The organism is Agromyces humatus, from assembly GCF_021228295.1.
In the GTDB taxonomy this organism is placed as follows: Bacteria; Actinomycetota; Actinomycetes; order Actinomycetales; family Microbacteriaceae; genus Agromyces; species Agromyces humatus.
Window position 1 is genome coordinate 48,814 of record NZ_JAJQPD010000004.1, and the last position, 26,643, is coordinate 75,456.

21 protein-coding genes are annotated in these 26,643 nt (G+C 69.1%); 7 read left to right on the forward strand and 14 right to left on the reverse strand.

The window, feature by feature from the left end:
• Window positions 1-47 precede the first annotated feature (47 nt).
• The 3 genes from LSF15_RS07770 to LSF15_RS07780 are packed head-to-tail and all read right to left on the reverse strand — an operon-like array spanning window position 48 to window position 3,499.
• Window positions 48-1,358, reverse strand: a complete 1,311-nt coding sequence (locus LSF15_RS07770; protein WP_232497970.1) for a cell division protein PerM — start codon at window positions 1,356-1,358, stop codon at window positions 48-50.
• Window positions 1,359-1,389: 31 nt separating this feature from the next.
• On the reverse strand, window positions 1,390-2,910 hold the full coding sequence (locus LSF15_RS07775; RefSeq protein WP_232497971.1) for a bZIP transcription factor: 1,521 nt from the start codon (window positions 2,908-2,910) through the stop codon (window positions 1,390-1,392).
• A gap of 55 nt (window positions 2,911-2,965) precedes the next feature.
• Window positions 2,966-3,499 (reverse strand): hypothetical protein, encoded by a 534-nt coding sequence (locus tag LSF15_RS07780; protein WP_232497972.1) that lies wholly within the window; start codon window positions 3,497-3,499, stop codon window positions 2,966-2,968.
• A 279-nt stretch (window positions 3,500-3,778) separates the two neighbouring features.
• On the opposite strand from LSF15_RS07780, the gene LSF15_RS07785 reads away from it, so the two are divergent.
• Window positions 3,779-5,851: an MSCRAMM family protein gene (locus tag LSF15_RS07785; protein ID WP_232497973.1), complete on the forward strand. Its 2,073-nt coding sequence runs from the start codon at window positions 3,779-3,781 to the stop codon at window positions 5,849-5,851.
• 335 nt (window positions 5,852-6,186) lie between these two features.
• The gene (locus LSF15_RS07790) at window positions 6,187-7,569 is read left to right on the forward strand and encodes an MSCRAMM family protein (protein ID WP_232497974.1); all 1,383 of its coding nucleotides are present in this window, start codon (window positions 6,187-6,189) and stop codon (window positions 7,567-7,569) included.
• Window positions 7,570-7,664: 95 nt separating this feature from the next.
• On the opposite strand, the gene sucD is transcribed toward LSF15_RS07790, so the two are convergent.
• From sucD to LSF15_RS07830, 8 genes are all read right to left on the reverse strand, one after another.
• Window positions 7,665-8,567 carry a succinate--CoA ligase subunit alpha gene (gene sucD, locus LSF15_RS07795; protein ID WP_232497975.1) on the reverse strand — a complete coding sequence of 301 codons (903 nt, stop codon included), beginning with the start codon at window positions 8,565-8,567 and terminating at the stop codon, window positions 7,665-7,667.
• Between the two features lie 25 nt (window positions 8,568-8,592).
• Window positions 8,593-9,759: an ADP-forming succinate--CoA ligase subunit beta gene (sucC, locus tag LSF15_RS07800; protein WP_232497976.1), complete on the reverse strand. Its 1,167-nt coding sequence runs from the start codon at window positions 9,757-9,759 to the stop codon at window positions 8,593-8,595.
• A gap of 149 nt (window positions 9,760-9,908) precedes the next feature.
• Window positions 9,909-10,217, reverse strand: a complete 309-nt coding sequence (locus LSF15_RS07805; protein ID WP_232497977.1) for a helix-turn-helix transcriptional regulator — start codon at window positions 10,215-10,217, stop codon at window positions 9,909-9,911.
• Complete coding sequence (locus LSF15_RS07810) at window positions 10,214-11,053, reverse strand: ABC transporter permease (RefSeq protein WP_232497978.1); 840 nt, start codon at window positions 11,051-11,053, stop codon at window positions 10,214-10,216. Before LSF15_RS07810 ends, LSF15_RS07805 begins: the two co-directional genes overlap by 4 nt.
• The gene (locus tag LSF15_RS07815) at window positions 11,050-11,997 is read right to left on the reverse strand and encodes an ABC transporter ATP-binding protein (RefSeq protein ID WP_232497979.1); all 948 of its coding nucleotides are present in this window, start codon (window positions 11,995-11,997) and stop codon (window positions 11,050-11,052) included. Before LSF15_RS07815 ends, LSF15_RS07810 begins: the two co-directional genes overlap by 4 nt.
• 202 nt (window positions 11,998-12,199) lie before the next feature.
• The gene (locus tag LSF15_RS07820) at window positions 12,200-14,668 is read right to left on the reverse strand and encodes an ATP-dependent helicase (RefSeq protein ID WP_232497980.1); all 2,469 of its coding nucleotides are present in this window, start codon (window positions 14,666-14,668) and stop codon (window positions 12,200-12,202) included.
• An 83-nt stretch (window positions 14,669-14,751) separates the two neighbouring features.
• Complete coding sequence (locus LSF15_RS07825) at window positions 14,752-15,441, reverse strand: response regulator (RefSeq protein WP_232497981.1); 690 nt, start codon at window positions 15,439-15,441, stop codon at window positions 14,752-14,754.
• Window positions 15,438-16,595, reverse strand: a complete 1,158-nt coding sequence (locus tag LSF15_RS07830) for a sensor histidine kinase (RefSeq protein WP_232497982.1) — start codon at window positions 16,593-16,595, stop codon at window positions 15,438-15,440. The genes LSF15_RS07825 and LSF15_RS07830 overlap by 4 nt, the downstream gene beginning before the upstream one ends.
• Window positions 16,596-16,791: 196 nt before the next feature.
• On the opposite strand from LSF15_RS07830, the gene LSF15_RS07835 reads away from it, so the two are divergent.
• Window positions 16,792-17,487 carry a hypothetical protein gene (locus LSF15_RS07835; protein ID WP_232497983.1) on the forward strand — a complete coding sequence of 232 codons (696 nt, stop codon included), beginning with the start codon at window positions 16,792-16,794 and terminating at the stop codon, window positions 17,485-17,487.
• Here the strand turns inward: LSF15_RS07835 and LSF15_RS07840 are convergent.
• Complete coding sequence (locus tag LSF15_RS07840) at window positions 17,477-18,532, reverse strand: glycerophosphodiester phosphodiesterase family protein (RefSeq protein WP_232497984.1); 1,056 nt, start codon at window positions 18,530-18,532, stop codon at window positions 17,477-17,479. The genes LSF15_RS07835 and LSF15_RS07840 overlap by 11 nt on opposite strands.
• 157 nt (window positions 18,533-18,689) lie before the next feature.
• On the opposite strand from LSF15_RS07840, the gene LSF15_RS07845 reads away from it, so the two are divergent.
• The 4 genes from LSF15_RS07845 (at window position 18,690) to LSF15_RS07860 (ending at window position 24,502) form a co-directional block, all read left to right on the forward strand.
• Window positions 18,690-19,505 (forward strand): Bax inhibitor-1/YccA family protein, encoded by an 816-nt coding sequence (locus LSF15_RS07845; RefSeq protein ID WP_232497985.1) that lies wholly within the window; start codon window positions 18,690-18,692, stop codon window positions 19,503-19,505.
• 382 nt (window positions 19,506-19,887) lie between these two features.
• Window positions 19,888-20,631 (forward strand): carboxypeptidase-like regulatory domain-containing protein, encoded by a 744-nt coding sequence (locus tag LSF15_RS07850; RefSeq protein ID WP_232497986.1) that lies wholly within the window; start codon window positions 19,888-19,890, stop codon window positions 20,629-20,631.
• Window positions 20,632-20,696: 65 nt separating this feature from the next.
• Complete coding sequence (locus LSF15_RS07855) at window positions 20,697-22,001, forward strand: cell wall-binding repeat-containing protein (RefSeq protein ID WP_232497987.1); 1,305 nt, start codon at window positions 20,697-20,699, stop codon at window positions 21,999-22,001.
• Between the two features lie 47 nt (window positions 22,002-22,048).
• Window positions 22,049-24,502 carry a cell wall-binding repeat-containing protein gene (locus tag LSF15_RS07860; RefSeq protein WP_232497988.1) on the forward strand — a complete coding sequence of 818 codons (2,454 nt, stop codon included), beginning with the start codon at window positions 22,049-22,051 and terminating at the stop codon, window positions 24,500-24,502.
• A 65-nt stretch (window positions 24,503-24,567) separates the two neighbouring features.
• On the opposite strand, the gene guaA is transcribed toward LSF15_RS07860, so the two are convergent.
• A complete protein-coding gene (guaA, locus tag LSF15_RS07865) occupies window positions 24,568-26,166 on the reverse strand; it encodes a glutamine-hydrolyzing GMP synthase (RefSeq protein ID WP_232497989.1) in 1,599 nt (532 codons plus the stop codon).
• Window positions 26,163-26,642 (reverse strand): DUF3817 domain-containing protein, encoded by a 480-nt coding sequence (locus LSF15_RS07870; protein WP_232497990.1) that lies wholly within the window; start codon window positions 26,640-26,642, stop codon window positions 26,163-26,165. Before LSF15_RS07870 ends, guaA begins: the two co-directional genes overlap by 4 nt.
• Between the last annotated feature and the right edge of the window lies 1 nt (window position 26,643).

Genomic DNA, 26,643 nt, shown 5'->3' on the forward strand with positions numbered 1-26,643 from the left:
CGGCAGTGATCAGTTGCCCGACGCGGTCGGCCGCCGCCCGAGGAGCCTCAGCCCAGCCCGCCGTCGACCCCTCGGAGTGGCGCGGGCACGCGCAGACTCGCACTCGGCCCCTTCGTCTGCACCCGGGCGGCGAACCCGCCCGCGACCGAACCGATGCCGACGGTGGCGGCCGCGATGCCCGCCACCGCCCACACGTTCGGCCCGACCTCCGCGAGCCGCCCCGGGCCGACCGCGCCCCCCGACCACCAGGCGAGCGACCCCAGCACGAGCCCCGCCACGACCGCAGCCCCGGCCCCGACCGCGATCGGCTGCCACCACGGCACCGCACGCCCCGCAACCAGACCGCCCCGCGCCGCGGGCTCGGCCCATCCACCCCGAGGCTCGCCCTGCACGAGCCAGGCGCCGACGAACGCGGCGAGCACGGGTACGAGCAGCCACAGCACGCCGAAGACCGGCGCGGCGCCCGGGATCGCCCCGAGCAGCGGGATGCCGGGCACCGGCCCGAGCAGGGTACCCGCCGGCGCCACGATCGTTCCCGTGCCGAGGGCGAAGCCCGGGCCCAGCATCCATGCTGCGACCCACACCACGAGGTTCGGCAGGAATGCGAGTTCGCCCACGACGAGGGCGATGCTGCCATCGATGCCCGCCCCGAGCGACTGGGAGAGCCCGGCGATCGTCGCGTAGTCGAGCGTGATCAGCACGGCGACGAACAGTGCGGCGACGGCGAGCAGCGCGAATGCGGCTCCCGCGCCGATGCGCACCGCCGCCGTGACCGCGTCGACGACTCGAGGAGGGAGGTCACCGAGGCGTTCCCTGAAGAATCCGCCCGCGGCATCCGTCGGCGACGGTTCGCGAAGCGTCTCGGCCACCGCGCCGATCGCGACGCCGATCGCCACCGTGATGGCGGGCAGCAGTGTCGCCTGCCAGACCGACGCGCGCGCCACGTCGGCGCCCGCAACGAGCGCGAGCGTAGCGCCGGCGGCCGCATACACGACGGCGGCGGCGACCGACCCGGTGATCGAGTGTCCGCCCGCGGCCGATCGGCGACCGATTCGGCGGCCAGCCGCGACCGAGAGCAACGCGAAGCCGAGCAGCGCAATCGTGATCGGGAACGGCTCGTCGGCGCCGGGGAGGCCGAGTCCGCCCGCGGTCACCGGGTCGAGCTGAACGGTGAGATCGACGCCGTGGCCGAGCAGCCACACATCGGCGGCGGCACGCAGGAACACCGTCGCGTCGACCGCGAGTTCGTACTGCACCGCCCAGAGCAGCATGAGCGGCACGAGGGCGATGCCGAGTCCGATGAGCGCCGCGACGGCGGCCTCGAGTGCGGCCAGCAGGGCGATCGTCGTGCGTCTCATTCCTCGGGGAGCCTATCCCGAGGCGGCCGCCTCAGCCGACAGGACGTGCGGGGTCGGCGGGATGCCCCGCGGCCTCTGCCCCGTCGCCGGCATCGAGCACGGCGGTGTCGCCGGGCGCCGTACCGGATTCCGGGTCGATGACGGGGGTGTCGGATGTCGCGACCCCGGTACTCGGATCGGCCTCGGCACGTTCCAGCTCGTACTCGGCGACCTCGGCGGCCGGTCGTCGCAGCAGTTCGACGAGCAGCAGTGCCACCAACGCCACGATGAGGGTGACGACCACGGTGCTCGTCTCGAGCGGCCGCGAGAACAGCACCACGATGGCGGCGATCACGGCGATCCCGATGTAGGCCGCCGTGCGCCACCGGTCGAGGGCGACGCCGAACGCACCGGTCGTGACCCCGTGCGACGCGGCCGAACGACGCACTGCCGTGAAGCCCGACTCGGCGAAGCCGCGCGCGGCGCGCGCCGGCCGCCACGGGCCCGAGAACCAGGCGACCACGGCGACGAGCAGCCCCAGCACGAAGAACGCGACGATCGTCGACTGCATGAGCACGATGAGGTCGTCGTAGATCGCCTGAGCGGCGTCGGCCGGCATGATCGACGGGCTCACCGCACCGACGAAGTAGAGCCGGCCGATGCTGAGGCCGCCCGCCATGAGCAGCATCGTGAGTGCGAGACCGCCGGCCGTCCACATGATCGCGCGGGAGCGGCGCTTGGCCACGAGCACACCGCCGATGAGGAACGCCAGCACGATCCACGGCAACCACGTGCCTGCGGCGACCGCGAGCTGGTACACCGTGCGCACCGTCACGAACGCGTCTGCCTGGGCGACGACGATGCTGCGGTCGATGACCGGGATCTGCGCCGCGAAGCCCACCCCCTGCTCCTCGAGTCGCTGCTTGACCGCCTCGATGATCGGCCCGAGCTGCACCGAGAGCGTGCCGTCGCCGCCGATCTCGAGTGCGGCGTTCGGGTCGCCCTGGATCGCGGCGACCGCCTGGCGGTGCGAGGCCCGCAAGGCGGCGGCCCAGATGTCAGCGAACGCGGGCGACGCGATCACCCGGTCGACGACGCTGTCGACGAGTGACTGCAACCCCTGGGCGGCCGGTGCCTCGAGCAGGCCCAGCGCAGCCTCGGCTCGGGGCGGCAGGTCGAGGGCCCGGATGCCGTCGAAGACGTCGGAGGTCAACTGCGGGATGTCGACCTGCTCCTCGATCGCGGCCGTGACCTGGTCGCCGATGTACGACTGCACGGCCGGGTCTTCGGCGAGCGGCGCGAACGTCGCCACGAACCGGTCGGTGTCGACGAGTTCGAGCCGCGCCCAGCCGCTGATCACCGCGACCGGCGCGAGCAGCAGGCCCACGACGACGAGCACGATGGCCGCGGCAGTGCGGCCACGGCCACGTTTCACCGGGGCGACCGGCTCGGATGTCGCGGCGAGGCCCTCACCGAGGTCGGTCGTCTCGGTGGACTCAGCGCGCAATCGCGCGTTCTCGGCCTCGAGTTGCGCGACACGCGCCTCGAGTTCGGTCTTCGTCAAGTCAGGCATGAGGACCCCCTCTGGGGATGAGGCTAGACCCAGCGGCGGCGGCGCCGCATCACGCTCAATGGATGAATGCCTTGAGCCCGATCATCACGATGCCGAATGCCGCGGTCGCCAGGGCGCCGAGGATCTGCATCGGCCACGGCGAACCGCGCCGCCGGAAGGCCACGAACCCCAGCACGGCCAGGACGACGACGCCCGCCCAGAGCGCCGCCCAGAGCGCGTATGCGTCGTCGATCGCCCGAGTCGCGCCGAGCAGCAGGATGAGCAGCGGAATGAACGCCGACAGCAGCAGGCCGAGCGATCGCCGCAGCGAGACGATGAAGGCCTCGCGGAGGCCCAGGTCCTCGTGTTCGTCGAGACCGTGGCGCGCAACGGTTCCGGCGTACACGTGCGCCGCCCAGAACACGATCACGGTCGCGAAGACCTTCCAGAACACCGGCCAGACCGTCGCCTCGCCGGCACTGGCGACGACGATCATGCCCGAGACGAGGATGACCCCGTAGACGGCCTCTTCCGTGACGAACGCCGAACGCACCAGGAACGCGGCCGTCTCATTGCCCGACTTCGATCGCAAGGATCCGTCGTCACCCATGACGCCATCGTACTGATCCGCTCGCTCAGGATGACCCCCGTTTTGGGGATCATGAGATTTGCTCGATTTCGTTTCGAGCGACGTCTGCCGGGAGTAACGTGCGGCGTGAGCCTGAGACTCCTCTCGGGTTCGATGCGCCCAGTCGATGACCACCCGTAGCCGACTGGGAACGACAGTCACCCGCACGTTCATCGCGCCCGCGCACCGCCGCACCGTCTCCACCGAGAGGACACTGTCCGATCCGACCGGATCGGGCCTCTCCCCAATCTGGAGGCGATCATGCTCCGAACCGAAGCTGCCCAGAACTGTCCGACCCCACCGACGCGTCGGCGGCGGCGGCGCTCCCCGATCATTGCCGCTGCCGCCGCCGGCGCCCTGATCTTCACGGGACTGGCCGTCGCGCCCGCACAGGCTGCGCATCCGGAGGTCAGCCTTCCGGGCAGTGACTTCGAGATCGACACCGACGCGAACCTCAAGGTCGACGACCCGGCTCCGTCGATCGACTGGGCGAACGTCATCGAGAACCGCCAGGCGGACCTGGCGACCGGTTCCGGCGACGACTCGTTCGGCCAGGGCGCCAAGGAGGACACGGCCGTGCCCACCGTGGTCGACGGCAGCATCCCGCCGAACAAGAGCGACCTGCTCAACTTCGGCACGTACCTCGAGGAGAGCGCCGCCGGGGACTTCCTGCACATGTTCTGGCATCGCGTCCAGGAGCCCAACGGCACGACGAACATGGACTTCGAGTTCAACCAGTCCGAGACCCTTTCGGGCAACAACGTCACGCCGTTGCGAACCGAGGGCGACATCCTGATCCAGTACGACCTCTCACAGGGCGGCACCAACCCGCAGCTGTTCGTCGCGTACTGGCTCACGGACGGCACGTTCAACCCGCCGAACCCCGACCAGACCGTGACGACCGCGAACTGCGTCTCGTCGAACGCCTTCCCCTGCTGGGGTCTGCGTGCGAACCTGACGAGTTCGGGTGACGCGACGGGGTCGATCAACACCACCGCGATCCCGGCCGCCGAGTCCGACGGACTCAGTTCGACCAACCCGGTGTCTGCCCGCACGTTCGGCGAGGCGACGGTCGACTTCTCGGCGATCGTCGGCGACGACGAGTGCGTGTCGTTCGGCAGCGCGTACCTGAAGAGCCGGTCCTCCGACTCGTTCACGGCCGCACTGAAGGACTTCATCAGGCCGGCCGACGTCGACCTGACCAATTGCGCGAAGGTCATCATCCACAAGGAGACGGACCCCGACGGAGACACGACATCGTTCGACTACACCACGCAGCTCGTCACCCAGGATGACGGGACGAGTCCCGGCTTCAGCCTGACCGACGGCGGAACGCAGGAGTACGACAACGTGTTCTTCGGAACGGACCTGACCGTCACCGAGTCGGCACCGCCGGCAGGGTGGTCGCTCATCGACATCGACTGCTCCGCCAGCGTGGGCGTGACGGTGGGCCCAGCGGATATCAGCCTGGCGACGGGAACGGTCACGTTCGATCTCGATGACGCCGACGACGTGCTCGAGTGCACCTACACCAACCAGGCGAAGGGCACCGTGATCGTCGAGAAGGTCACGAACGATGGCTTCGGCCCGTTCGACTTCACGTCGGGCACGCTCCCGGACGCCGCCTTCACGCTCACGACCACGGCCGCGGGCTCCGCGGGCAAGGATTCCAACACCTACGCGAACCTGACCCCGGGCACGTACGACGTGTCGGAGACGGTTCCGGCCAATTGGAACCTCGTCAGCGAGACCTGTGACGATGCCTCGGATCCTCAGTCGATCTCGTTGAGCGCCGGTGAGACCGTCACCTGCACGTTCGTGAACGAGCGCGAGAAGGGCTCGATCAAGATCGTCAAGACGCGCAAGCACGCGGCGAGCGGTCCCGGCGACCACCCGCACGCGAACGTCACGTTCACGGTGACCGGCGGCAACCTCAGCCAGGGCATCGTCGTTCAGACGAACGCAAGCGGCATCGCCTGCGTCCCGAACCTCGTGGTGAGCGCCCTGGTCGGCAACTACACCGTGACCGAGACGGTGCCGACGGGCTACGTGGCACTCTCGACCAACCCGCAGACCGCGGCGGTCTCCGAGAGCGCCGCCGACTGCAGCAACACGCCGGCCGGTGCGACCAAGACCTTCGAGAACATGCCGTTGACCAACCTCACGGTCTCGGTCGACTCGCAGATCGATGGCGGCACCGCGTCGACGATCGACTGCGACGCTGAAGCCGACCCGCCGTTCGAGGCCACGACGAACGCGAACGGCGACGGGTCACTCACGAAGAGCAACCTGCAGCCGGGCACGTACACCTGCGTGATCGTCATCGATCCGTGACCGAGAGGAGACACCCGCACGACCGCAACTGACGTGGAAGGCCTCGCCGGCTATGCCGACGGGGCCTTCCCGATCCGGCGCGGTCGACGCCGACTCGCCAGCCCTGAGTTAATCTCACCATTGCCCTTCCGGCCGGGCCGCGACGGGTGTAGCTTGCACTCAGCGTGAGACTCCTCTCGAGCCTTGCTGGTGTCGCGCCGCCGAGCACCCGACCGGCGACGAAAAAGAAGTGACGCTCGCGCCCTGCCGCCCCCACCCCCGCCCCTCGCCACCTGGCACGCAGAGGACCGTCCGATCCATCCGAACCGGACGAACCCGCAATACCGGAGGCGATCATGCTCCATGCAGACAACCCGACACCCGAGACGGCGACGCAGCCCCGCCGCCGATGGAAGCACCTCGCCGCTGTCGGCGGCGTCGGCGCGCTGACGCTCTCGGCTCTCGTCGCCGGGCCGGCGCTCGCCAACCACCCCGAAGTCAGCCTGGCCGGCAGCAACTTCGAGATCGACACCGACGCCAACCTCAAGGTCGACGACCCCTCGCCCTCGGTCGACTGGGCAGGTGTCTCCGAGCAGCGCAAGGCGGACCTGGCGACCGGTTCCGGCGACGACTCGTTCGGCCAGGGCGCCAAGGAGGACACGGCCGTGCCCACCGTGGTCGACGGCAGCATCCCGCCGAACAAGAGCGACCTGCTCAACTTCGGCACGTACCTCGAGGAGACCGCGAGCGGCGACTTCCTGCACATGTTCTGGCATCGCGTCCAGGAGCCGAGCGGCACGACCAACATGGACTTCGAGTTCAACAAGTCGGAGGACGTGAGCGCGAACGGCGTCACCCCCGTGCGCACGGCCGGTGACCTGCTCGTCCAGTACGACCTGTCGCAGGGCGGTACGAACCCGCAGCTCTTCCTCTCACGCTGGGTCGCCACCGGACCGAAGAGCCTGTGCGAGGCCGCCAACGCCACCCCGTGTTGGGGTGTGCGCGACAACCTGAGCGCGGCCGGCGACGCCACCGGTTCCATCAACACGTCGGCCATCCCGGCCGCCGAGTCCGACGGACTGGGCGACGTTTCGGTCCGCACCTTCGGTGAGGCGACCGTCGACTTCTCGGCGATCGTCGGCGACGACTGCGTGGCGTTCGGCAGCGCGTACCTGAAGAGCCGTTCCTCCGACTCCTTCACCGCTGCGCTGAAGGACTTCATCGCTCCCCTCGACACCGGCATCAACAACTGCGGTGCCCTCGCCATCGAGAAGACGAAGAAGCACGCGGCCGACGGCCCCGGTGACCACCCGCACGCGGGCGTCGTCTTCACGATCACCGGTGGTGACCTGCCCGCCAACACGACCGTCACGACCGACGCGAACGGCGAGGCCTGCCTGGCCGGGATCGCGGCCGGCGACTACACGGTCACCGAGACGGTTCCCGCGGGCTATGCGGTGACGTCTGCCAACCCGCAGACCGGAACCGTGGTCGAGGGCAGCACCTGTGACGACGCCACTCCTGTCGTGTTCTCCAACGACCCGTTGACGAACCTCACGGTGAGCGTCGACTCGCAGATCCCGGGCGGCACGTTCTCGAGCATCGAGTGCGACGCCACCACTGAGAGCCCCGACACTCTGAAGGACGTCGATCTCTCGGACATGCTGGACGACCCGAGCGTCACGATCAACGACCTCGAGCCGGGCACCTACACCTGCGTCGTGGTCATCGACCCGTGACCTGAGCAGGAGTGAATCACGAAAGCCGCCCCGCCGGTCGTCCCGGCGGGGCAGCTTCACACGAGCAGCGGATGTCGCGACATCCGCTCATTTTCCTACAGGCCCGCGTAGACCTCGCGCAGCAGCTGCGCGGTCTCGCTGGGCGTCTTGCCGACCTTGACGCCCGCGGCCTCGAGGGCCTCCTTCTTGGCCTGCGCGGTGCCCGCCGAGCCCGACACGATCGCGCCGGCGTGGCCCATGGTCTTGCCCTCGGGCGCGGTGAAGCCCGCGACGTAGCCGACGACCGGCTTCGTGACATTGGCCTTGATGAAGTCGGCCGCGCGCTCTTCGGCGTCGCCGCCGATCTCGCCGATCATCACGATCGCCTTGGTCTCGGGGTCGGCCTCGAACGCGGCGAGCGCGTCGATGTGCGTGGTGCCGATGATCGGGTCGCCGCCGATGCCGATTGCCGTCGAGAAGCCGAGGTCGCGCAGTTCGTACATCATCTGGTACGTGAGCGTGCCCGACTTCGAGACGAGGCCGATCGGGCCCTTGCCGGTGATGTTCGCCGGGGTGATGCCGACGAGCGACTCACCGGGGCTGATGATGCCGGGGCAGTTCGGGCCGATGATGCGGGTCTTCTCGCCCTTCTCCTTCGCGTACGCCCAGAACTCGGCCGAGTCCTGCACCGGCACGCCCTCGGTGATGATCACGAGGAGGGCGATCTCGGCATCGATGGCCTCGACCACGGCGTCCTTCGTGAACGCCGGGGGAACGAAGGCGATCGAGACATCCGCACCGGTCTTCTCGATCGCCTCTGCGACCGACGCGAAGACGGGGAGCTCGATGGGGTTGCCGGCCTGGTCGTTGTGCAGCACCGTGGTGCCCGCCTTGCGGGCGTTGACGCCGCCGACCACCTGGGTGCCCGCCGCGAGCATGCGTGCGGTGTGCTTCGAGCCCTCGCCGCCGGTGATGCCCTGCACGATGACCTTGGAGTCCTTGTTGAGGAAGATCGTCATTGTTGGAGTCCTGTTCTTCTCGCGACTACGCGGCGTTCGCCAGCTCGGCGGCCTTGTCGGCGCCCTGGTCCATGTTCTCGGCGAGGGTGACGAGCGGGTGCGCCGCCTCCTCGAGGATGCGGCGGCCCTCGTCGACCTTGTTGCCGTCGAGGCGCACGACGAGCGGCTTGTTGGCCTCCTTGCCGAGCTCGGCGAGCGCACCGACGATGCCCTTGGCGACCTCGTCGCACGCCGTGATGCCGCCGAAGACATTCACGAACACGCTCCTGACCTGCGGGTCGCCGAGGATGATCGACAGGCCGTTGGCCATGACCTCGGCCGAGGCGCCGCCGCCGATGTCGAGGAAGTTCGCGGGCTTGACTCCCCCGTGGTTCTCGCCCGCGTACGCGACGACGTCGAGCGTCGACATGACCAGGCCCGCGCCGTTGCCGATGATGCCGACCTCGCCGTCGAGCTTGACGTAGTTGAGGTCGAGCTCTTTCGCCTTGGCCTCGAGCGGGTCGGCCGCGGCCTTGTCTTCGAGCAGCGCGTGGCCGGCGTGACGGAACTCGGCGTTCTCGTCGAGCGAGACCTTGCCGTCGAGGGCGATGATGTTGCCGTCTTCGTCGAGGATGAGCGGGTTGACCTCGACGAGGGTCGCGTCCTCGCCCTTGTAGACCTCGTAGAGCTTCACGAAGACGTCGGAGACCTGGTCGACGAGCTCGGCCGGGAAGTTCGCGGCGACCGCGATCTCGCGAGCCTTCTCGACGGTCACGCCGGCCGTCGGGTCGACCTCGATGCGCGCGAGCGCCTCGGGCTTCTCGACCGCGAGCTGCTCGATCTCCATGCCGCCCTCGACGCTCGTGAGCGAGAGGTACGAGCGGTTGGCCCGGTCGAGCAGCACCGAGAAGTAGAACTCCTGCGCGATGCGGGCGCCGCCCGCGACCATGACGCGCTTGACGACGTGGCCCTTGATGTCGAGCCCGAGAATGGCCTCGGCCGCCTCGTACGCCTCGTCGGGGTTCTTCGCGACCTTGACGCCGCCGGCCTTGCCGCGCCCGCCGGTCTTCACCTGGGCCTTGACGACGACGACACCGCCGAGCTTCTCGGCCGCGGCGCGCACCTCATCGGGCGTGTCGGCGATGATGCCCGGGAGCACCGGCACCCCGTAGTGTTCGAACAGGTCTCTGGCCTGGTACTCGTAAAGATCCACGCTCTACTTCCAATCGATCCGCACGCGCGGTCGCGCACAGGGGCTGGTGGGTGATGGACCCGGCCTAGAATCTCTCGAAGTCGAGATACCGCACGGGCCGACGACCATGTTACTCCCCTTGTCGGAAGCCGCTGAATCGCGTGACGTGCCTAGCGACCGGGATGCACGGGACCGATCCTCGGGAACTCATCGAGTGAGAACACGAACTCGACGGGGACCTCGAAGAACCGAGCGATCCGCAGGGCGAGATGCAGGCTCGGGTTGAACTCGCCGCGCTCGAGGTAGCCGACCGTCTGGTAATGCACCCCGATCGCCTCGGCGAGTTCGCGCCGCGAGACGCGCCGCTCGGCGCGGAGCATCGCGACGCGGTTGTGCACGAGATCGGCGCGGCCCGCCGTGGGATCGGCGCGGCCCGCCGTGGGATCGGCGCGGCCCGCCGTGGGCTCGGCCGCGCTCATATGCGCTGCAGGGCGGCTTGCCGACGCAGTTCGATCGCCGACGCGGTCTCTCGGCGGGCGATGCGCCGCAACAGATGCGGCGCGAGCACGAGACCCACGATCGCCCACGCGGCGACGATCGCGAACGCGAGCCCGAAGTGCCACCCGCCGCCGAACTCGAGGGTGCCGAGCTCGGCCGGCAGGAACGCGCCGCGCAGCACGTGGCCGATCCAGAACAGCGGAAGCGCGAGTCCGATCGGCTGCACCCAGGCCGGCAGCGTCGCGAGCGGCTGGATCAGCCCCGACGCGAAGGCGACCGCCCCGACCGCGAGGAACCCCCACCCGCCGACCGATCGCGGGTTGCGGAAGACCGTGCCGATGACGAATCCGAACGGCAGAAGCGCGACGGTGCCGAGCACGAGCATCGCGAGCACGGTCGCCAGGCCGAGCGCGTCGAGGCCGAGCGCACCGCCGAGCACCGCCGCCGCGATCGCGAGCGTCGGCACGAATGTGCACACCAGCTCTGCGAGCGTGCGGGCGGTGACACCGACCGAGTACACGGGGAGCCCTGTGGGAAGCGACCTGGCCCGCAGGAGGGTGCCGTCTTCACGTTCGGTCACGATCACGGTTGCGAGGCCGTATGCCGTGACGAACAACAACTGGATGGTCAGGATGCTCGGCAGGATGAACCACGCGAGCGGCGCGCCGGGTGCCGCCTCGGCGTCGCGGTTCAGCCACAGCACGACGCCGACGATGACGAGGCCGAACACGATGAACAGCACATCGGCCGGCGTGCGCAGCGAGATGCCGAACTCCGTGAGTCCGCGCCGAATGCCGGCGCGCAGCGCGATGGTCATCGTGCCTCCTCGTTCGTCGGGCGCCGGTCGGACGCCGATGCCGCGGCGGTGGCGGCCGTCTCGTGCCTCGCCACCATCGCCAGGTAGGTCGCTTCGAGCGTCTGGGCCCGCACCTGAAGCTCGGTGACCTCGACCTCGCGTCGCGTGAGCAGTTCGCGCACGAACGCCTCGGGTTCGGCGGCACTGTGCACGTGGCGCACGCCGTCTTCTCGCCAGGTGACCTCGCTCGAGTGCGCCATGGCACGGGCGAGCTCGGCCGCGCTGCCGTTCGCCACGATGCGACCCTCGTCGAGGATGAGGATGCGCCCGGCGATCTTCTCGGCCTCGGCGAGGTCGTGCGTCGTGAGCAGCACGGTGGTGTCGTCGAAGTCGCTCAGCGCGTGGATGAGCTCGTGGAACTCGTGACGCGCGACCGGGTCGAACCCCGTGGTCGGCTCGTCGAGGAAGAGCAGCTCGGGCCGCCCGACGAGGCCGATCGCGACGTCGAGTCGTCGTCGCTGACCACCCGAGAGGGAACGCACGAGCGCGCGCCGACGATCAGCGAGCCCGACGAGTTCGAGCAGCTCATCGACACCGTATGGCCCTTGGCCGCCGGCGACCGCGAACGGGCGATAGAGGGCCGCGAACTGCTCGAGCAGCTGCCCGACGGGCCAGCGAGCGTGGTCGCGCCACGACTGCAGCACGACGCCGACCTTCGCACGCCAGGCGTCGCCGGCGCGCGACGGATCTTCGCCGAGCACGACGACCTCGCCCGCAGTGGGCTGCCGGAACCCCTCGAGCACCTCGATCGTCGTCGTCTTGCCGGCGCCGTTCGGCCCGAGGAGCGCGACGACCTCTCCGCGGTCGAGGCGAAGGTCGACGCCATCGAGCACCGTACGGGCGCCGTAGGTCATACGGAGCCCGCGCACTTCGACGACGGCATCGGCGTCCATGAGCACTCCCATCGTGCTTTCACTATTGGATGTAGCATTCATACTACATCTCGACATCGATTCCTCAACCTCTGCTGCGAGCGGATGTCGCATGCTCAGTCCGACCCGCCGCCACCGTGCTCGACCGCCCGGCGCGCGAGCACGTTGCACGACGAGCGGGCCACGGCCGCGAGCGTGCGAAGCGCCTGCGAACGCCCACCCGAGGCGCACCGACTCACAGCTTCTCGATGGGCGCGATCTTGATGAGGAGCTTCTTCTGCCCGGCGGTGTCGAATGTGACGTGCGCGATGCGCTTGGTGCCCTCGCCCGTGACCTGGGTGACCCTGCCATCGCCGAAGTCGGAGTGGCGGATGCGGTCGCCGGCCTCGAGGGTGAGGTCCCCGTTGTCGCGCACGTTGCCCGTGACGCGGTTGGCCCACTCGGTCTTGGGCTTGTCGGAGCGGGTGACGCTGAACCGCTCGAGGTCGCGGTCGCGGGTGCCCCATGCACCGCCCGGTCGGCGCGCATTGAGCGCGCGCGGCTGGGTGCCGCCCCGGCTCGTCGCCATGCCGGGCGACTGCCGCCAGTCGATGAGCCCCTCGGGGATCTCCTGCAGGTACCGCGACGGCATGGCAACGGCGACCTCACCGAACTGGGCCCGACTCATCGCAAGTGAGAGGTGCAGCCGCTTGCGCGCCCGGGTGATGCCGACGTAGAAGAGGCGCCGCTCTTCAGCAGGGCCGCCGGGCTCGGACGCCGACATCTGGTGCGGCAGCAATCCCTCTTCGAGGCCGGTGAGGAACACGGCGTGGTACTCGAGCCCCTTGGCGGTGTGCAGGGTCATGAGCGAGACGGTGCCCGACGCGTCGTCGATCTCGTCGGCGGCCGCGACGAGCGACACCTGGGTGAGGAAGTCGACGAGCGTCGCCCCGGGGTTCTCGCGGTCGAAGTCGCGGGTCTGCGCGACGAGCTCTTCGACGTTCTCGGCGCGGGTCTCGTCTTGCGGGTCGCGGCTGTTGCGCAGCGTCTCGAGCAGGCCCGAGCGCTCGACGAGGAACACGAGCACGTCGGAGACCTTCGACGCTCCCTGATTCGTGCCCGCCGCCATGCCCTCGGCCGACGGAACGAGCATCGCCGCCGCTTCGTCGAGCACCGCGGCGAGCGCAGAGATCGCGCCGGTGACCTTGGGCCCGAGGCCGAGGCCGGAGGCGTCACGCATCGCCGCACGGAAGGACAGCTCGTTCTGCTCGGCGAAGCTCGCGAGCGCCGTCTCGGTCGCGGGGCCGATGCCTCGCTTGGGGGTGTTCAGGATGCGTCGCAGCGCGAGCTCGTCGAGCGGGTTCGCGACGGCGATGAGGTAGGCCATCGCGTCTTTGATCTCGGCGCGCTCGTAGAACTTCGTGCCGCCGACCACCCGGTAGGGCAGGGCCGAACGCACGAAGATCTCTTCGAGCGCACGCGTCTGCGCGTTGGTGCGGTAGAACACGGCGATGTCGCGGTAGGCGACACCCGACCGGTGCAGCGACTCGATCTCGTCGGCCACGAACTGCGCCTCGTCGTGCGCGGTGTACCCGGTGTACCCGATGATGGGGTCGCCGTCGCCGTCGGCCGTCCACAGCTTCTTGTCTTTGCGATCGAAGTTGTTCGAGATGACCGCGTTGGCCGCCGACAGGATGTTCTGCGTCGACCGGTAGTTCTGCTCGAGCAGCACGACCTTGGCGCCCGTGAAATCGCGCTCGAACTCGGAGATGTTGCGAATGTCGGCCCCACGGAACGCGTAGATCGACTGGTCGGAGTCGCCGACCACCGTGAGACTCGCACCCGGGATCGCCCCGGCGTCGTCGGCGATGCCCCGCACGAGGATGCCGTGCGCGTCGAGCTCATCGACGATCTCACGCGACACGGGCCGGGTGAACTCGCGGATGAGCGAGTACTGCGCGTGGTTGGTGTCTTGGTACTCGTCGACCAGGATGTGCCGGAACCGCCGCTGGTAGAGCGCCGCGACCTTCGGGAACGCACGGAACAGGTACACGGTCTCGGCGATGAGGTCGTCGAAGTCGAGGGCGCTCGCGTCGCGCAGCCGCCGCGTGTACTGCCGGAAGATCTCGAGGAACATGGCCTCTTGCGGGTCGTTCATGTTCGCGTTGCGCGCGTACGTCTCGACATCGGCGAGCTCGTTCTTGAGCTTCGAGATCTTGGCCTGCGCGCTCGCCGGCGTGAACCCCATGGTGTCGGCGTCGAGCTCTTTGATGATGCGCTTGAGAATCGTGCGCTGGTCGGCGGAGTCGTAGATGGTGAACGTCGAGCGCAGCCCGATGGCCTCGGCCTCGCGCCGCAGGATGCGCACACATGCGGAGTGGAACGTCGAGATCCACATTCCGGATGCCCCTTCACCGAGCAGCGCTTCGACACGCTCGCGCATTTCGGCGGCGGCCTTGTTGGTGAAGGTGATGGCGAGGATCTGGCTCGGCCAGGCCTCGCGGCTCTCGATGAGGCTCGCGATGCGGTGCGTGAGCACACGGGTCTTGCCCGAGCCCGCACCCGCGACGATCAGCAGTGCCGGCCCGCGGTATTCGACCGCCTCGCGCTGCTGCGGATTGAGCCCGTCGGTGAGGCGCGAGCCGGTGGAATTCGGGGCACCACCGGATGCCGTCGGCGCCTCGCGCCAGCCGGCCGGGTCGTCGGGGTCGAGGATCAGCGTCATGTCCCATCAAGTCTAGGCGCGGCATCCGACACCTGAAGCGGGTTGAGGAGCGACGAAGGAGCGTCTCGAAACCCGCCCCCGACTTACTGGTCGGCCTCGCCCACACGCACGAGCCCGCTCTCGTAGGCAAGCACCGCGATCTGCACCCGGTCGCGCAGGCCGAACTTCGTCAGCAACCGCGAGACGTAGGTCTTCACCGTCGCCTCGCTGAGGAACAGCCGCCCGGCGATGTCGGCGTTCGTCAGGCCTCGCGCCACGAGGCGGGCGACCTCGGCCTCGCGTTCACTGAGCGCGGCGAGCTCGGCGGGCAGCACCGCGTTCTCGGGTGGTCGGCTGACATATTGGCGCAGCATCCTGCCCAGCACCGCGGGTGCGAGCATCGTCTCGCCCACCGCGACCGCGCGCACCGCCCGCACCAGCCCATCGGGCGAGACGTCCTTCAGGAGGTAGCCCGAAGCACCGGCGCGGATGACCCCGTAGACGTATTCGTCGAGGTCGAACGTGGTGAGCGCGATGATGCGAGGGCCGCCGCCCGCGATCGCGAGGATTCGCCGGGTCGCCTCGATGCCGTCGAGGTGGGGCATCCGCACGTCCATCAGCACCACGTCAGGAGCGAGCTGGGCCACCTGCTCGATCGCCTCGAGTCCATCGGCGGCCTCGCCGACGACCTCGAAGCCGGCCCGCTCGAGGATGAGGCGGAAGCCGGCGCGCACGAGCTCCTGGTCGTCGACGACGAGCACGCGCAGCGCGACCGGCCGTTCGACGGCGGTCACGAGGCGATCCTCGGTAGTACGGCGCGCACGGCGAATCCGTCGGCGACCCGCGCAGCCTCGAGCGTTCCCCCGTAGAGTGCGGCGCGCTCGCGCATGCCGATGAGCCCGTGACCGGGGGACCCGGGCGACGAAGCCTGCGCCGCGCCATCGTCGACGACGCGGACCTCGACCTGGTGGGGCTCGCAGTTGACCGAGACCTGCACCGCGTCGGCACGCGCGTGCTTGCGCACGTTCGTGAGCGACTCCTGCACGATGCGGAACACCGCGAGCGAGAGGCCCGCCGGCAGCCGATCGGCGTCGCCTGTCACCTCGGATGTCACCTGCAGGCCGGTCGCGCGCGCAGCCGCGACCAGGTCGTCGAGTCCGCCGACCCCGGGTTGTGGAACGAGGCCGGCCTCCTCCCCACTGTCGCGGAGCATGTTCACCACCCGACGCACCTCGTCGAGCGATTCGGCGCCGGTCGCCCGGATCGACTCGAGTGCCCGACGCACGAACGCCGGATCGTCGTCGACCGCCTGGGCCGCGGCCCCCGCCTGCACCACCATGACGCTGACCGAGTGCGCCAGCACATCGTGCAATTCACGGGCGATGCGCGCCCGCTCGTCGGTGATCGCGGCGGCGGTGAGCTCGCGACTCGCCGCCTCGACCTGACTCGCCCGCAGCGCGGCGGCAACCGCACGATGCTCCGATGCCCGCAGGCCCCACCCGATGGCGAATGCGAGAGCACAGACGGTCCAGTGGAAGATGATCTCGGGCGGTGCCTGCAGCGCGGGGATGAAGAGGTCGCCGAAGAGCAGTGTCACGGCTGCGGATGCTGCACCAGTCCAGGCGAGTCTGCGTGAGCCGTGCCGGGCGAGCGAATAGAGCGCGAGCATGAACGGCACCATCTGCCCGAAGAAGAGCACCTGCATCTCGCCGAGCGTGGTGACCCCGATCACGAGCCACACGGCGAAGACGCCGACCGACAGCACCGGGCGCGCGCGGCGCTGCGTGAGCAGGCCGGCCGCGATGACGACCCCCACCGTGCTGACGACCGGTGAGCCCTGTCCGTTCACCGATTCGAACGGCACCCAGATCTCAGCGACACCGAGCGCCGCGACGGCGAGCGCGAGTAGCGCATCCTGCACCGCGTGGATCACCCGCCTGCGCTCCATGCGATCAGGCTAGCCGCGCGGAGTGTGGGGCGCGTCATGCTGCAGTCGAGTCTCGCATCCACTGCGGGATGACGCGTATCGCCTCGGGTCGACGCCTGCGCGACCGTCGACCGACGCGGCCGACCGCGTGCCGATCGTACGTTCGTGGCGACTCCCGCGGATCGGCCGTGGGGGCACCGCCTCGAAGGAGCCCGCCATGCACCAGCACCGCCAAGCACGTTTCCACCGACTCACGACGGCGGTCAGCCTCGTGCTCTACGCCGCCCTCGCCGTGGTGTTCGTGTTCACCGCGCCGGCATCCTCCGACGACACCGTAGCCGACCTCGAGATCATCGCCGCGTCAGGTGCCGGCCCCACGATCTCGGCATACGCGTTCCTCGCCGCCCAGGCCGCCCTCGTGATCGGGCTCATCGGCGTTGCACACCTTCTGCGCGACCGCACTCCGGTGATCGCGCCGATCGCCGTGGCGATCTCGATACTCGGCGCGTTCGCGCACGCCGCCGTCGCCGGATTCTCGCTGGTCGAGATCGGTGCCGCCTCGGTCGGGCCGTCGTCGATCGACGGCGCCGCCGCCGCGATCGACGCGACGATCACGGGCGTCGCGACGCCCGTCTCACTCGTGGGTCTCGCCGGAACGGTACTCGGCACGATCCTGCTCGCCGTCGCCGTGTTCCGAAGCCGGCTCGGCGCCGTCTGGGTCGGCATCGTGCTCATCGGCTGGGTCGTCGTCGAGTTCGTGGCCGGATCCCTCGGTATGTGGGCGACGATCATGTCGGGAGTCCTGCTGATGGCCGGGTTCATCGGGCTCGCGTTCACCGTGTGGCGCAGCCGACTGCGCGACTGGCTCACCGCCCGCGAGGCCGAGGTCGTCTTGGAGCGCGTCACCGCGTGACGGCGTCGATGCCGAGGTCGGGGTGGTCGACGAAGATGCCGTCGACGCCGGTCGCCAGCACCTCGGCGAACTCGGCCGCCCAGTCGCCGTAGGCCGCGCGCACGCTGCCGCGGCGGAACCTCGGCTCGAGGAAGCGGTTCTCGGGGCGCAGCGTCCACGTGTACACCTCGAGGCCGGCCGCGTGCGCGGCGTCGACGAGCCGTGCCCCGGCGAGGGGCCCGGTCTCGTCGAGGGCCCCGGCAGCGGCATCCGTCACCGCTCGATTCGACGCGGCGACGAGCCGCGCCTTGCCGACGCTCACACCGTCGAACCGGCCGGTGAGGCTCGCGAGCCCCACTGCGGTGACGAACGAGTCGTACTTCGGCGCCTGCCGACCCTGTTCGAGCACGAGGTCCCAGGGCGCACCTCGCCCTTCGATGAGGAAGATCCGCTTGCCCCGGATGCCCCGTGCCCCGAGCCGGTCGAGCAGGGTCGGTTCGAACGCCTCCATGATGAGCCGCTCGTCGCCCGCGCCCCACCCGCCGGCGTCGAGTTCGGCCGCGAACAGCTCGTCGAGCGGCAGTCCCAGCGCCGCGAAATGCGCGGCGTGCTTGAACTCGGCGACCATGCGGATGACTCGGCGCTGCTCGTCGGCGGCCGTGTCGATGAGGGCGAACAGCTCTCGTAACCGGATGATCGGGTAGCGCCCGTCGAAGCTCGCGCTCGCCTGCCTCAGACCGCCGAGCCGCTCACGAGCGCGCAGGGTCGAGAGCTCGGCCCAGGTGAAGTCCTCGGTGAACCACCCGGTGAGGGCGACGCCGTCGACCTCGCGCGTCGTGCGACGGCCGGCGAATTCGGGCCTCGCTGCGACATCCGTGGTGCCCGAGATCTCGTTCTCGTGACGCAGGACGAGCACACCGTCGCGCGTCGCGACGATGTCGGGCTCGACCGCATCGGCGCCGAGGGCGAACGCGAGTTCGTAGGCCGAGCGGGTGTGCTCGGGCCGGTAGCCGGATGCCCCGCGGTGGCCGATGACGAGCGGGGACGCGGCGGTGGCGGGCGGCATTCGCCCAGCGTAGCCAGCGGCGGGCAACGAGCATGGGAATCCCACGCAAACTCGCGGCGTTGTCCCACCTATCGCGGGTAGATTGTTCTCTACGGCACGGATGCCGCATCCGTACGCCGATCCCCCGCACCGACGACAGCCGAAAGCAGAGGAACCCATGGCTCTCGACAATCCCGCATTCGCGCGGAATTCCGCCTTCTCGCAGCAGGGAGCCGTGGCCGGAGCGCAAGACATCTCGGCACAGCAGCTGCAGGAGATGTACAACCAGCCCGCCACGCCGCCCGCCGGCGAGACGATGGCCATCGACACGACCATCCAGAAGTCGGTCGCGGCCTTCGGGCTGCTGCTCGTGGGCGCGGCCATCGGCTGGGTCACCGCGCCGGCGCTGCCGTTCCTGTGGATCGGCGCCGGCATCGTGGGCTTCGTCCTCGCCCTCGTGAACACATTCAAGAAGCAGCCGTCACCCGCGCTCGTCCTCGCCTACGCGGGCGTGCAGGGCGTCTTCGTCGGCGGCATCTCGGCGTTCTACGAAGCCATGTTCCCCGGCATCGTCGTGCAGGCCGTCATCGCGACGCTCGTCGTGGTCGGCGTCACACTCGCGCTCTTCGCCTCGGGCAAGATCCGTGCGTCGAAGAAGGCCACGAAGATCTTCCTGATCGCCATGGTCGGCTACCTGGTGTTCTCGCTCGTGAACTTCGGGCTCATGATCTTCGGCGGCACCGACAGCGCCTTCGGCCTTCGCAGCGAACCGAGCTTCATCTTCGGCATCCCGTGGGGCGTCATCATCGGCATCTTCGTCGTCATCATGGCGGCGTACTCGCTCGTGCTCGACTTCGACTTCATCCAGCAGGGCGTGCGCAACCGCGCCCCGAAGAAGTACGAGTGGATGGGCGTGTTCGGCATCATGATCACGGTCATCTGGCTCTACCTCGAGATCCTGCGCATGCTCGCGATCATGCAGTCGAGCGACTGACCTCGACGCTGGTCGAGTAGGCGCGCAGCGCCGTATCGAGACCCGAACGGCCGCCCTCGGGCGGCCGTTCGTCGTTTCCGGGCGCGGATGTCCCTCCGCCACGCGGCTACTGCAGGAACTTCTCCGAAACACGCCGGCCCGACCCCGCGACCGACGCGGCGTGTCGTCCGATTGTTCCTGCAGTCGTCACGAGCCGACCCGGATGGGCTCCTCGGCGACCGAGCATTCAGAGGCAGTCTTTCCAAATCCGCCCCGACTGTGATGAGATTCTCGAGGCATCCCGCGGCGTTGCGCACGTCGGTAGCCCCCTACGCCGACCCGAACCCGCCCGGAGACCCGCTTGCCCCCGTACGACCCGTCGTCCCGCCTACCCGTCCGATCCATGCCGCGTCTGCTCCGGATGCTCTCAGCGGCGTTCATCGTCGGCTCGATTGTGTTCGCCACCTCCGTGCCGGGTTCTGCTTCGGCGACCGTGGGCATCGAGCCGGCCGATGTACAGCTCGAGTCGGATCCGTCTCCACGCGGCGAGCCCGTGCCGAACTCAGCCCTGCCGCAGACCGCCACGCCGACCCCGGCGCCGAGCCCTGAGCCCGAGCCGCCCTCGGACTCCGTTCCCTCACCCGCAGAAGCCGCGGACACGCTCGGCGCAACGGCTACCGGGACGGCATCGATCTCGGGCCGTGTGACCCTCGATGATGGGCGTCCGCTGGCGAACGGCGTCGTTGCGGCGACCCTGAAGGGTGCCGAAGCCCCCGCCAGCCAGACGGCGACCCGTGAGGATGGTACGTACCGCCTCGAGGGGTTGCCCGCGGGGGCCTACACACTCCATTTCTGGCCGAACCCCCACGATCCCGCGTACGAAGGCTTCCTCGGCGAGTACTGGAACAACGCCCACCAGGAGAGCGACCGGGCCTACTTCGCCGTCGCGTCCGGCCAGACGGTGACGGGCAGGAACGCCCAGCTCTCGAAAGGCGCCACCATCTCGGGCAGGGTGACCCTCGAGGACGGAGCCCGGCGAGCGGCGCCTCGGTTTCCGCGAGCACCGCGGGACTGGGATTCAACGTCTCGACTTCCCCGAACGGCGACTACCGTCTCATCGGCCTCCCCCCGGGCAGTTATCAACTGAGCTACAGCAACGGAGGGGACTACGTCCATGAGTACTGGGGCGATACCCCGTTCCTGAACGAAGCCGTGCCGATCGAGGTCACCTTCGGGCAGGTCGTCGGCGGGAGGAACGTCGCCCTGCAGAAGGGCGGGTCGATCTCTGGCGTCGTCACCTCGTACGACGGGATCCCGCTGAGCAACGTCAGCGTTCATTTGGGAACCGGCGCGTACCACGATCCGAGGGGCTATACCCTGCAGGCGGCCTGGGCCGGGGCGATCACCGATGCCGAGGGCCGGTACACGGCCCGGGGACTGGCCACGGCGAACTGGTCCGTCTCGTTCCAACCACGTGAAGAGAGCCCCTATCGGGCGGAATCGTGGAGCGACAAGGAGACCTTCTGGTCGGCGGACGGGATCCAGGTCGTCGGCGAACGCAGGGTCACCGGGAGAAATGCCCAGCTCACGCTGGAGAATCTCAATGCCCCATGGGGTTCGGTCAGCCGCATCTCGGGCGCTGACCGCTATTCGACGGCGGTCGCCATCTCGAAGGCGCAGTTCTCGGCGGGCGTGCCGGTCGCATACGTCGCAAGCGGAAGGAACTTTCCCGATGCGCTCGCCGCAGGGCCCGTCGCGACCATGAGCGGAGGCCCGGTGCTCCTGACGGAGCCTTCGCGGCTTCCATCGACCGTTCGAGCAGAGCTGGTCCGTCTTCGCCCCGCGCGGATCGTCGTGCTCGGCGGCACAGGCACGGTGGGCGCCGAAGTCGCACGAGAGCTCGCCGCCCTGACGTCCGGCGAGGTGAAACGACTCGCCGGCAGCGACCGCTACCTGACCTCGGTCGCGATCTCGAAGTCGCAATACGTCCCCGGCGTGCCGACCGTCTACCTCGCGAGCGGTACCGGTTTCCCCGACGCGTTGGCCGGCGCTCCCGCAGCCGGGGTCGCGGGTGGACCGATCCTCCTTTCGGGCAGGGATTTCCTCCCGAAGGCCGTCCTGGACGAGATGAAGCGCCTGCGACCCGAGCGGGTCGTGATTCTGGGCGGGGACGGCGCGGTCAGTTGGGCCGTCGAGACGAAACTGCGCACGCACTTCGACCGTGTCTACCGGGAGTCCGGCGCCGACCGATTCACGACGGCGGTCGCGGTATCCGATGAGTTGCTCCCCGGCATCGCGGTCGCCTACATCGCGAACGGCAGCTCCTACCCGGATGCACTCGCTGCTGCGCCGTCGGCCGGGCTCCGCAGCGGGCCAATCCTCCTCACTTCACGCGATCGACTGCCGGATTCCGTGATCGCCGAATTGAAGCGTCTGCGCCCTCAGCACGTCGTCGTGCTCGGCGGAACGGGCGCCGTCAGCAGCGCAGTCGAGCGTCAACTCGACGGCCTCGGCTGAGCACCCGACCCGATCGCCCCGACTCACATCTCGAACGGAGACGAATCTTGCCCGAACGACCTCTCGCGGTCACGCTCCGTCGTGGCCTCCTCGCCGCCCTCGTCATGTTCATCGCCGTATCGATGGCGATCCCCGGCACGACATCGGCTGTCGCAGCGGAATCCGCTCCGCTCGGATCCGTATCGGGTACCGTCGCCGACCCCGAGGGTCGGGGTCTCCCCCACATGGAGGTTGTGCTCCATGGGCTCCCCGACCGCTCCTACATGAGCGGCTACACCGACGCCTCGGGTGCCTTCCAGTTCAAGAACCTCGAAGCCGGTCAGTACACGCTCGAGTTCCGGGCATCCGCCTCGTCCGGCTTCCTTCGCGAGTATTGGGACGACGAACCGAGCTCTGCGACCGCTGAATCGTTCGAGCTGGCCGAAGCACAGCATCTGACGGGGATGGATGTTCGCCTCCGCCGCTCGGCGACACTCGCCGGGCAGATCATCGACCAGGACGGCATCCCGTTTCCCGGCTATATCGGCTATCTCTCCCTCTTCCGGGTCTCGGCGACCGGATCACTCGGTCTCACGCAGACAGGTTCCACGAACCACGAGAGCAGGTTCGTCTTCAATGGTCTGGCGCCGGGACGATACACGCTCTGTTTCGAACTGATGGGTTGGGGCGATTCCGACTACGAGGAGTGCTGGCAGGACGAAGCGACCGAGGCCTCGGCGGAAGCCATCGAGCTCACCGACGGGCAGGTCACGGACCTCGATGTCGTACTCGCCGAGGGCGGCCCTGTCCGATTCACCAACACGAGGCTCCGTGGGATCCATCGCGTCGGTGAGCGGCTCAGCGCATCCGCCACGACGATCACCCCTGGAGCGGTGTTCTCGTACCAGTGGCGCGCCGACGGATCACCCATCGCTGGAGCCACGGAATCGTCGCTCATCCTGACCGCAGCGCAGCTCGGAAAGAAGGTGTCGGTGAGCGTGACGGGCGCGGCGCCGGATCGTCTCTCGACGACGTCGACCCTGTCGGGATCCTCGGCCGTAGAGGTCGGCGTCCTCGCGGCTCCGAATCCCCAGATCTTGGGCGAGCCCCACGTCTACGGCACGCTCACCGCTGACCTCACCGGCTGGACTCCCGGCACTGACTTCACCTACAAGTGGTGGGTCGATGGCCACGCGGGGCCGGTATCGACCGGGGCGTCGTTCACGCCGACCCCGGCGCACATCGATCGGACCGTCTCGGTCACCGTGGTCGGTGCTCAGCCCGGCTATGCGTCCGCATCCGGGTGGTCGGGAAGCTACGGACCGATCGTACCCGGGCCCGGCAACGTGACCATCCCGGTGATCACCGGGTCGCCGACCGTCGGCTCCACGTTGCGTGCGAGTGCCTCATCGACGGTTCCCGATGCGGAGTTCGGCTACGAGTGGCTCGCCGACGGCGCTGTGATCCCCGATGAGATCGGGCGCGACCTCATCCTCTCGAACGCGCTGCTCGGCCGCCGGATCTCGGTTCGCGTCAGCGCATGGGGACTCGGGTACGCTGCGGTGGCGAAGACCTCGAACCTGACGGCTGCCGTCACGTTGCCGTCGTCTTGGGGCAAGGTGTCGCGCCTCGCCGGATCCGACCGCTACACGACCGCGGCGGCGATCTCGAGGTCGTCGTACTCGCCCGGTGTCCCGGTCGCCTATCTCGCGAGCGGAGCCGGCTTCGCCGACGCACTCGCGGGCGCACCCGCCGCTGCGAAGTCCAAGGGCCCGATCCTCCTCACGGATAGCGAATCGATCACGCCGGTCGCGCTCGAGGAGCTCAAACGACTTCGACCGGACCGGATCGTCCTGCTCGGCGGCCAAGGCGTCATCAGCTATGAGCTCGGCGTCAAGCTCGAACTGATGGACCTCGCTCCGACGTATCGCAGCGGAGGTGACGACCGATACTCGACCGCCGTCGAGATCTCGAAATCGACGTACCAACCCGGCGTGCCGGTCGTCTACGTTGCGAGCGGGGCGAGCTTCCCCGACGCACTCGCCGGGGCACCGGTCGCCGGGCTCGAGAAGGGCCCGATCCTCCTCTCCGGGCGCGGCGCCCTCCCGTCGGTCGTGACTGCTGAGTTGCGGCGGCTACAGCCCGCGAAGATCGTGATTCTCGGCGGCACCGGGGTCGTCGATTCGAGAGTCGCGTCACAGCTGGAGAGCCTCACGGCGGGCACCGTGACACGGCTCGCCGGAACCGACCGCTATGCCACGTCGGCCGCGATCTCGAAATCGACGTTCGTCCCCGGTGTCCCGGTCGCGTACATCGCGAGCGGCACCGACTTCCCCGACGCGCTCGCCGGAGCACCGGTCGCCGGTATGAGGAAGGGACCGGTGCTGCTGACCGAACGAGGGTCGGTGCCGAAGGTCGTACTCGATGAACTCAGGCGGCTCCGCCCGGCCGAGATCGTCATCCTCGGTGGCACCGGTGCGGTGAGCGCGTCGGTCCGGTCGCAGCTCGACGCGCTCGGCTGAACCCGCCACGACGCCGAAGGGCGCCGGCCAAACGGCCGGCGCCCTTCGCGCACGTCAGGGAGTGATCACTCCCACTCAATCGTCCCCGGCGGCTTCGACGTGACGTCGAGCACGACCCGGTTGACCTCGGGCACCTCGTTGGTGATGCGATTGCTGATGCGCGCCAGCACGTCGTAGGGCAGCCGCGTCCAGTCCGCCGTCATCGCATCCTCTGACGAGACCGGGCGCAGCACGATGGGGTGGCCGTAGGTGCGGCCGTCGCCCTGCACGCCCACCGAGCGCACGTCGGCGAGCAGCACGACCGGGCACTGCCAGATCTCGCTGTCGAGACCGGCACGGGTCAGTTCTTCTCGCGCGATCGCGTCGGCCTGACGGAGCAGATCGAGACGCTCACGGGTAACCTCACCCACGATGCGGATTCCGAGGCCTGGCCCCGGAAACGGCTGGCGGCCGACGATCGCCTCGGGCAGGCCGAGCTCGCGGCCGATCGCTCGCACCTCGTCTTTGAAGAGCGTGCGCAGCGGCTCGACGAGCTCGAACTGCAGGTCTTCGGGCAGGCCGCCCACGTTGTGGTGCGACTTGATGTTCGCGGTGCCGGTGCCGCCGCCCGACTCGACCACGTCGGGGTAGAGCGTTCCCTGCACGAGGAACTTGATCGGCTCGCCGTCGGCCGAAGCGGCGGCCTCGGCGATGAGATCGCGTTCAGCCTGCTCGAACGCACGGATGAACTCGCGCCCGATGATCTTGCGCTTCTCCTCGGGATCGCTGACTCCGGCGAGCGCGTCGAGGAAGACGTCGGCCGCGTCGACCGTGACGAGACGCACACCGGTGGCGGCCACGTAGTCCTGCTGCACCTGCTCGCGTTCACCCTTGCGCAACAGCCCATGGTCGACGAAGACGGCGGTCAGCTGGTCGCCGACGGCCTGCTGCACGAGCGCGGTGGAGACGGCCGAGTCGACTCCGCCTGAGAGCGCTGAGATCACGCGCGCCGAGCCCACCTGCGAACGGATGCGGGCGACCTGCTCGCCGATGACGTTGCCCGAGTTCCAGTCGGCGGGGATGCCGGCGGCGCGATGCAGGAAGTTCTCGATGACCTGCTGGCCGAAGGCCGAGTGCTTCACCTCGGGGTGCCACTGCACACCGTAGAAGCCCTGCTCGTCGTTCGCGAACGCGGCGACGGGTGTCGTGGCGGTCGAGGCGAGCACCTCGAAGCCCTCGGGCGCCTTCGAGACGGAGTCGCCGTGGCTCATCCACACGATCTGCGCCTCGGGCTGGCCCGCGAGCAGCGCGTTGTCATCGTCGGTGCGGGCCGTGACGGCGGTCGAGCCGTATTCGCGGTGGCCGGTGTGCGCGACCTCACCGCCGAGCTGCTGCGCCATGACCTGGAACCCGTAGCAGATGCCGAGCGTCGGCACCCCGAGCCGCAGGATGCCCTCGTCGAGCGCGGGCGCGCCGGCTTCGTAGACCGACGACGGACCGCCCGAGAGCACGATGCCCACCGGGTTCTTGGCCGCGACCTCGGCTGCCGTGATCGTGTGCGGCACGATCTCGGAGTACACGGATGCCTCGCGCACGCGCCGTGCGATGAGCTGGGCGTACTGCGCGCCGAAGTCGACGACGAGCACTGGCCGCTGTTCGGTCGACGGCTGCTGCGGTTCGGTCACTGCGGTGCCTCCACGGATTCGGCATTGCTGGACGAGACGGCCCGGCCCGCGTCATCCGCTGCCGCCCCGGTTTCACGCGAAGCCAGATACGCGCGCACCTCGCGTCCGATGCGTGCCTCGAGGAAGAACGACAGGAAGGGGATGATGCCGCCGAGGGCGATGAGGATGAAGCGCGGGAACCGCCAGCGCATGAGGCTCCAGAGGCGGAAGTCGCTGAACAGGTACAGCACGTAGAACCAGCCGTGGGCGATGAGGATGCCCGTCGAGAGATTGACCGCGGTCACCGTGTCGACCGGCACGAACGCGAGGAACCCCTGCGGGCCGGCGAGCTCGAGCTCGAGCCCGAAGGCGTACTTCATGATCATCTCTGCGCAGAGCGCAAGCAGCATGACACCGGTGATGACCGAGGCGACCTGGTAGAGGCGAAGCGCCCCGCGGATGCGCGGCAGATCGGCGAGTTTGGGCTCGAGGGGCATG

Bases quoted from the DNA above. Each gene is read 5' to 3' on its own strand.
- LSF15_RS07790 (WP_232497974.1), top strand. From the start codon at position 6,187: ATGCTCCATGCAGACAACCCGACACCCGAGACGGCGACGCAGCCCCGC.
- sucD (WP_232497975.1), bottom strand. From the start codon at position 8,567: ATGACGATCTTCCTCAACAAGGACTCCAAGGTCATCGTGCAGGGCATC.
- LSF15_RS07780 (WP_232497972.1), bottom strand. From the start codon at position 3,499: ATGGGTGACGACGGATCCTTGCGATCGAAGTCGGGCAATGAGACGGCC.
- LSF15_RS07845 (WP_232497985.1), top strand. From the start codon at position 18,690: ATGGCTCTCGACAATCCCGCATTCGCGCGGAATTCCGCCTTCTCGCAG.
- LSF15_RS07805 (WP_232497977.1), bottom strand. From the start codon at position 10,217: ATGAGCGCGGCCGAGCCCACGGCGGGCCGCGCCGATCCCACGGCGGGC.
- LSF15_RS07870 (WP_232497990.1), bottom strand. From the start codon at position 26,642: ATGCCCCTCGAGCCCAAACTCGCCGATCTGCCGCGCATCCGCGGGGCG.
- LSF15_RS07785 (WP_232497973.1), top strand. From the start codon at position 3,779: ATGCTCCGAACCGAAGCTGCCCAGAACTGTCCGACCCCACCGACGCGT.
- LSF15_RS07840 (WP_232497984.1), bottom strand. From the start codon at position 18,532: ATGCCGCCCGCCACCGCCGCGTCCCCGCTCGTCATCGGCCACCGCGGG.
- LSF15_RS07850 (WP_232497986.1), top strand. From the start codon at position 19,888: ATGCCGCGTCTGCTCCGGATGCTCTCAGCGGCGTTCATCGTCGGCTCG.
- LSF15_RS07815 (WP_232497979.1), bottom strand. From the start codon at position 11,997: ATGGGAGTGCTCATGGACGCCGATGCCGTCGTCGAAGTGCGCGGGCTC.
- LSF15_RS07835 (WP_232497983.1), top strand. From the start codon at position 16,792: ATGCACCAGCACCGCCAAGCACGTTTCCACCGACTCACGACGGCGGTC.
- LSF15_RS07820 (WP_232497980.1), bottom strand. From the start codon at position 14,668: ATGACGCTGATCCTCGACCCCGACGACCCGGCCGGCTGGCGCGAGGCG.
- LSF15_RS07775 (WP_232497971.1), bottom strand. From the start codon at position 2,910: ATGCCTGACTTGACGAAGACCGAACTCGAGGCGCGTGTCGCGCAACTC.
- LSF15_RS07830 (WP_232497982.1), bottom strand. From the start codon at position 16,595: ATGGAGCGCAGGCGGGTGATCCACGCGGTGCAGGATGCGCTACTCGCG.
- LSF15_RS07810 (WP_232497978.1), bottom strand. From the start codon at position 11,053: ATGACCATCGCGCTGCGCGCCGGCATTCGGCGCGGACTCACGGAGTTC.
- LSF15_RS07770 (WP_232497970.1), bottom strand. From the start codon at position 1,358: ATGAGACGCACGACGATCGCCCTGCTGGCCGCACTCGAGGCCGCCGTC.